7 protein-coding genes are annotated in these 5,948 nt (G+C 68.7%); 1 reads left to right on the plus strand and 6 read right to left on the minus strand.

The genetic code is table 11. The annotated features are described in order from the left end of the window. From JWP65_RS20185 to purU, 3 genes are all read right to left on the minus strand, one after another. Nucleotides 1–147, minus strand: a 147-nt coding sequence (locus tag JWP65_RS20185; protein WP_367280521.1) for a GlcNAc-transferase family protein, incomplete at its 3' end; no start/stop codon positions are given. A 54-nt stretch (nt 148–201) separates the two neighbouring features. Then, nucleotides 202–1,695, minus strand: coding sequence for an FAD-linked oxidase C-terminal domain-containing protein (locus JWP65_RS16120; protein ID WP_299765512.1), 1,494 nt, complete (start codon nt 1,693–1,695; stop codon nt 202–204). Between the two features lie 21 nt (nt 1,696–1,716). Beyond that, the gene (gene purU, locus JWP65_RS16125; RefSeq protein WP_299765513.1) at nt 1,717–2,565 is read right to left on the minus strand and encodes a formyltetrahydrofolate deformylase; all 849 of its coding nucleotides are present in this window, start codon (nt 2,563–2,565) and stop codon (nt 1,717–1,719) included. Between the two features lie 83 nt (nt 2,566–2,648). Here purU and JWP65_RS16130 point away from each other — a divergent pair, with 83 nt between their 5' ends. After that, the gene (locus tag JWP65_RS16130) at nt 2,649–3,980 is read left to right on the plus strand and encodes an aminotransferase class III-fold pyridoxal phosphate-dependent enzyme (protein ID WP_299765515.1); all 1,332 of its coding nucleotides are present in this window, start codon (nt 2,649–2,651) and stop codon (nt 3,978–3,980) included. Here JWP65_RS16130 and JWP65_RS16135 read toward each other — a convergent pair. The 3 genes from JWP65_RS16135 to JWP65_RS16145 form a co-directional block, all read right to left on the minus strand. Continuing rightward, a complete protein-coding gene (locus JWP65_RS16135) occupies nt 3,964–4,695 on the minus strand; it encodes a ChaN family lipoprotein (RefSeq protein ID WP_299765517.1) in 732 nt (243 codons plus the stop codon). The two genes, JWP65_RS16130 and JWP65_RS16135, sit on opposite strands and share 17 nt — an antisense overlap. Nucleotides 4,696–4,763: 68 nt before the next feature. Continuing rightward, entirely contained in the window at nt 4,764–5,036 is a 273-nt protein-coding gene (locus tag JWP65_RS16140; protein WP_299765518.1) for a DUF3567 domain-containing protein, read from the minus strand. 118 nt (nt 5,037–5,154) lie between these two features. Continuing rightward, the coding region (locus tag JWP65_RS16145; protein ID WP_299765519.1) for a DUF3108 domain-containing protein at nt 5,155–5,948 on the minus strand (794 nt) is incomplete at its 5' end.

The following is a 5,948-nucleotide window of genomic DNA, read 5'->3' on the forward strand; positions in this document are numbered from 1 at the left end:
CGCCGCCAGCCGGGCCGCGCCCGGCGGCGACTGGTCCACCACCCCGAAATGCAGCCGCTGCGGCGCCTGCGCCGTGGCCATGGCGCGGCCGACCGTGAAGGACAGCATGGGATCGCAGTAAGAGGCGAGGCTGACGAAGATGCGCATGGCGCGGGCATCGTACCAATGAGGAAGTCCTCCGGCGCCGGGCCTGGAGGCGGCTTAGAACCGCGGCAGATCGGGGTGGGCGACCCGGCCGCCGCGCACCAGCTCCTTGCCGTACTCGGCGCAGCGCACCAGCGTCGGGATCACCTTGCCGGGGTTGAGCAGCCCCTTGGGGTCGAAGGCGCGCTTGACGGCCAGCATCTGCTCGCGCTCCTGCGCGCTGAACTGCACGCACATCGAGTTGAGCTTTTCCACGCCCACGCCGTGCTCGCCGGTCACGGTGCCGCCCATGGCGACGCTGGTCTCCAGGATGTCGGCGCCGAACAGCTCGCAGCGATGCAGCTGGTCGGCGTCGTTGGCATCGAACAGGATCAGCGGATGCAGGTTGCCGTCGCCGGCGTGGAACACGTTGGCGCAGCGCAAGCCGTATTTCTTTTCCATCCCCTGGATCGCCAGCAGGATGTCGGCCAGCCGCTTGCGCGGGATGGTCGAGTCCATGCACATGTAGTCGGGGCTGATGCGGCCCGATGCGGGGAAGGCGTTCTTGCGCCCGCTCCAAAAGCGCAGCCGCTCGGCCTCGTCGCGGCTGATGGCGCTGGCGGGGGCGCCCCATGAGCGCAGCACCACGCACATGCGGCCGCTCTCATCCTCCACCTCCACGGGCGTGCCGTCGCTCTCGCACAGCAAGATGGCCTCGGCCGTGAGGTCGTAGCCCGCATGCACGAAGTCTTCGACGGCGGCCGTCATCGGCTTGTCCATCATCTCCAGCCCGGCCGGGATGATGCCGGCGGCGATCACGGAGGCGACGGCGTCGCCGGCCTTGCGGATGTCGTCGAAGCTGGCCATGATGCAGCGCGCCAGCTGCGGCCTGGGCACCAGCTTGACGGTGACCTCGGTGGTCACGGCCAGCATGCCCTCGCTGCCCACCAGCACGGCCAGCAGGTCGTAGCCGGGCACGTCAAGCGCGTCGCCGCCGAATTCCACCGGCTGGCCGGCGCCGGTGAAGCCGCGCACCTTCAGCACGTTGTGCAAGGTCAGGCCGTATTTCAGGCAGTGCACGCCGCCCGAGTTCTCCGCCACGTTGCCGCCGATGGTGCAGGCGATCTGGCTGGACGGGTCGGGTGCGTAGTACAGGCCGAAGCTCGCCGCCGCTTCGCTGATCGCCAGGTTGCGCACCCCGCACTGCACGCGCGCGGTGCGCGCCACCGGGTCGACGGCCAGGATGCGGTTGAACTTGGCCAGCGACAGCGTCACGCCCAGGGCATGCGGCATGGCGCCGCCGGACAGGCCGGTGCCGGCGCCGCGCGCCACCACCGGCACGTCCAGCGCGTGGCAGGCCTGCAGCACGGCCTGCACCTGCTCCGCTGTTTCGGGCAGCGCCACCACCAGCGGGCGCTGCCGGTAGGCCGTGAGGCCGTCACATTCGTAAGGCGTGGTCTCCTCGGCGTGCCACAACAGCGCGTGCGCCGGCAGCAGACGCTGCAACGCCGCCACGATCTGGGCCTGGCGCTCGGCGCGCTCCAGCAGGGCGGGGTCCGGGGGGGCGTTCATGGCAGTCATTCTGCCGCCGCCCTACTTGAAGATGACGGTCTTGTGTCCGTTGATCAGGACCCGGTGCTCGCTGTGCCACTTCACCGCCCGCGCCAGCACCATGCTCTCGGTGTCGCGCCCGGTCGCCGTCAGGTCGTCCACCGTGTAGCCGTGGTCCACGCGGGCCACGTCCTGCTCGATGATCGGGCCTTCATCCAGGTCGGCCGTCACGTAATGGGCGGTGGCGCCGATCAGCTTCACGCCGCGGTCGTGGGCCTGGCGGTAAGGCCTGGCGCCCTTGAAGCTGGGCAGGAAGCTGTGGTGAATGTTGATCGCCCGGCCCGACAGCTTGCGGCACAGGTCGTCCGACAGGATCTGCATGTAGCGGGCCAGCACCACCAGCTCGGCGCCCTCGGCCTCGATCACCTCGTACTGGCGCGCCTCGGCCTGGGCCTTGGTGGCGGCCGTCACCGGGATATGGTGGAACGGCACGTTGTAGCTGGCGGCCAGCTGGTAGAACTCGCGGTGGTTCGAGACGATGGCGCGGATGTCCAGCGGCAGCAGGCCGCTCTTCCAGCGGAACAGCAGGTCGTTCAGGCAGTGGCCTTCCTTGCTGACCATGATCACCGCCCGCAGCGGCTGGTCGGCCGCGTGCAGCTTGCAGGTCATGGCGAACGGCTCGGCGAACAGGCGCAACTGCGTGCGCAGGTCGTCTTGGGTCAACTGGCCGCAGGCGAAGCGCACCCGCATGAAGAACAGGCCGGTGTCGTGGTCGTTGTACTGCGCGGCTTCCTCGATGTTGCCGCCGCGCTCCAGCAGGAAACCCGAAACCGCGTGGACGATGCCCGGACGATCGGGGCAGGACAGGGTGAGGATGTAGGCGTGGGACATGGCCCCTCGATTGTCGCAGGGCCCCGTTGAGCCCGTCGGCCGCACGGGGCAGAATGGCGGCTCGACCCCCGAGGAGTTCACGCATGGCCTACAACGACTTCAACATGGACAGCCACTGGCTGCCCTTCACGCCCAACCGCGGCTTTCGCAAGGATCCGCGCGTGTTCACCGGCGCGGACGGGATGCTGTTCACTACCCACGACGGCCGCCAGGTCATCGACGGCATCTCCAGCCTGTGGTGCGTCGCGGCCGGCCATAACCGCAAACCCATCAACGAGGCGATCAAGAAGCAGCTGGACACGCTGGACTATTCCACCGCCTTCCAGGCTTCCAACGACCGCGCGTTCCAGGCCGCGGAAATGATCGCCGCCATGGCCCCGGGCGACCTGAACAAGGTGCTGTTTTGCAACTCCGGCTCGGAAGCGGCCGACACCTCGCTGAAGGTGGCGCTGGCCTACCACCGGGCCCGCGGCGAAGGGCATCGCACCGTCTTCATCGGCCGTGAGAAGGGCTACCACGGCGTCGGTTTCGGCGGCATGAGCGTGGGCGGCATCCCGGCCAACCGCAAGGTGTTTGGCAGCGCCTTGCTGCCGCGGGTGGACCACCTGCGCTTCGCCCACGACCCGGCCACCGCGTACTACAACGGCGTCGAACCGGCGTCGCAGGAAGACTTCCTGCTGGAGCTGGAGAACCGGATCCTGCCGCTGCACGATGCGTCCAACGTGGCGGCGATCATCGTCGAGCCCATCGCCGGCTCGGCCGGCTGGTACGTGCCGCCCCAGGGCTACCTCAAACGCCTGCGCGAAATCTGCGACAGGCACGGCATCTTGCTGATCTTCGACGAGGTGATCACCGGCTTCGGCCGCCTGGGCAGCAACTTCGCCGCCGACTATTACGGCGTGGTGCCGGACATGCTGAACTTCGCCAAGGCCGTCACCAACGGTGTGATCCCGCTGGGTGGCGTGATCTGCCGCGACAAGCTGTACGACGCGATGATGAAGACCGAAGCGCCCGAGCACGTGATCGAGTTCTTCCACGGCTACACCTATTCCGGCCATCCGGTCGCCTGCGCGGCGGCCATCGCCACGCTGGAACTGTTCAAGCAGGACCGGCTGTTCCAGCGCGCCGGCGAGATGGGCAAGGTGCTGGGCGATGCCTTTCACTCCACCTTCAAGGGCATGCCCAACGTGATCGGCATCCGCAGCCTGGGGCTGGCGGCGGCGGTCGAACTGGCACCGATCGCCGGCTCGCCCGGCAAGCGGGCCTACGACATCTTCGTGGACTGCTTCAAGAAGGGCGTGCTGGTGCGCCCGGCCGGCGACGTGCTGGTGATCGCGCCGCCCTACATCGTCGAGAAGTCGCACATCGACACGCTGGTGAACACGCTGGCCGATTCGATCAAGGCGCACGCCTAGGCATCTGCAGCCGCAGCTCGGCGCAATGGTCCTTTCCGGTCGGCTGCGGCGGCAGCACCAGCGACCGCACGCGCAGCGTGGCCGCCAGGTGCCGTGGCACGCCCAGCTCGGGTTCCACGTGGCCGGCGCCAGCCAGCAACACCACTGTCTTGCCGGGGGCCAGCGCTGATTGCAGGGCGCGGGCCATCTCCCGGTCGCGGGCGATCTGGATCCGGGTCATGGGGCGGATCTGCTGCTGCGGCAGCAGCTCGCAGTGGCCCAGGCGAATGGCCTGCTGCTGCGCCTTCATGGCCGGGCCGGACAGCAGTCGGTCCAGGCTGACGTCGGCCATGGCGGCCCGCATCTCGGCGCGTGGCAGGTTGGCGCCCAGCACCGGCACCCCGGCGGCGACGGCCGCCATCACGGCTGGGCCGTAACGCTCCCAAGGCCAGGCCTCGCGGTTCCAGCGCAAGGCGCGCCGCACGTCGTCCTGGCTGGCCTCAGGCGGCAAGCCCGCCGTGCTGGCGCCGCGTTCGGCCATTTCCATGGCCAGGGCGCCCAGCACGCCGCGCTGGGCCAGCCCCATGACGACCTGGCGCTGCAAAGTCGCATGGCTGTCGGCGTCGTGCTGTTCTCCGACCAGCAAGACGTCGACACCGTGGAATTCGTGGAGTTGGGGGCCGGGCGCGGCGCAGGCCGCCAGAGTGCAAGCCACGAGAGCGAGGAACAAGCGCATCCGGCAATCCTAAGCGGTGTCCGCGCGGCACCGCTGGCGGGCCAGCGCGGGATGGCCCGCCTACTGCGTCAGTGGACGATCAGCGGGTTCTGCGCCAGCTCGGCGTAGCCGTCCAAGGTCGCTTCGACCTCTTCCTGCGTGGGGGTATTCAATTGCCAGGCATTGATCTGGCGTTGGAAGGCATCGGCCCAGGTGCCGTCGAGGTAGACCTCCTTGTTGGAGCGCTTGTCCACGATCTCGAAGCCGTGCCGCACGCTGCGCGGCGACGGCTCGCCCGCCAGCGGTTCGTTGGCCTGCAGGTGCACAACGACGAACGATTCGGAGTCATAAAGCATTTGCATGATCTATCCCTTTGCCTTTATCTGGCTGCGAGAGGCTCCGATTCAAGTGCCGTCACTGGAAGGAACACCGCAGGTGTCTGGCTTGGTGGCCATGGGTCAAAGATAGACGGCTGCCTTCTCAGCCCTTGTCGGTTGAGGACCAGCGCTGGTCCACCGCGTCACCGTTGGGGTTTGTCAGACGCACCCGCACCGGGGCGTAGTCCATGCGGGGGGCAAGCCACAGCTCCAGCCGCTGGTCGTATTCCTTGCGCGGCTTGCGATGCAGCTTCAGGGCCCGCACGGCGCCACCCGGCAACTGCAGGTTTTCCTCGCCTTCCACCTCGAAAGTCCAGTCTTCGGTCTCGCGCGTGCTGGCCGTCGGGATCACGATGTCGGTGCCAGGCGGAAAGTTCGCGGGCTGGCCGGCCACCATCGCGGCCAGCTGCAACAGCACGCTCAGGCGGTCCTGCAGCCCGGCGACCAGGTCGGCGGGCGGCCGGTTGTTGCTGAAGATCACGCGCTTGCGCTCGCGGTCGAAATGGGTGGCCTGCTCGCTGCGGCTCTTGTCCGAGAAGTAGGCCGGTGCCAGTCCCTGCTCGGTGATGCGGCCGTTGCTGCGCTGGATGCGGCTTGGAAGAATGGGAGTGGAAATCTCCAGCCTGGCCTCGTACTGGCGGCCATCGTTGCGCCACTCCAGCTCGCCGCGGCCGCGCAGCGAAAAGCCCTTGGCCGCCACCGCCACGTCGTAGTGGAAGCGGGCCGACGGCGGCACCAGCACCCGCCCGATGGCGGCCGGGGCCTCGGCAACGCGAGGAGCCTGTTCGGGCGCTGCTGGCGCCGGCGTGATGGCAGGTGGCGCCGGATCGGGTTTGGGCAGCTTGACGGCGGCGCGCTGCGGCAGGGCGGGCGGCGCCGCGGGACCGGGCACGTCGG

The sequence above is a fragment of the Ramlibacter sp. genome, assembly GCF_028292805.1.
In the GTDB taxonomy this organism is placed as follows: Bacteria; Pseudomonadota; Gammaproteobacteria; order Burkholderiales; family Burkholderiaceae_C; genus Ramlibacter.

Coding starts and splice junctions, on each gene's coding strand:
- JWP65_RS16140 (WP_299765518.1), bottom strand. CDS start 5,036: ATGCAAATGCTTTATGACTCCGAATCGTTCGTCGTTGTGCACCTGCAG.
- JWP65_RS16130 (WP_299765515.1), top strand. CDS start 2,649: ATGGCCTACAACGACTTCAACATGGACAGCCACTGGCTGCCCTTCACG.
- JWP65_RS16135 (WP_299765517.1), bottom strand. CDS start 4,695: ATGCGCTTGTTCCTCGCTCTCGTGGCTTGCACTCTGGCGGCCTGCGCC.
- JWP65_RS16120 (WP_299765512.1), bottom strand. CDS start 1,695: ATGAACGCCCCCCCGGACCCCGCCCTGCTGGAGCGCGCCGAGCGCCAG.
- purU (WP_299765513.1), bottom strand. CDS start 2,565: ATGTCCCACGCCTACATCCTCACCCTGTCCTGCCCCGATCGTCCGGGC.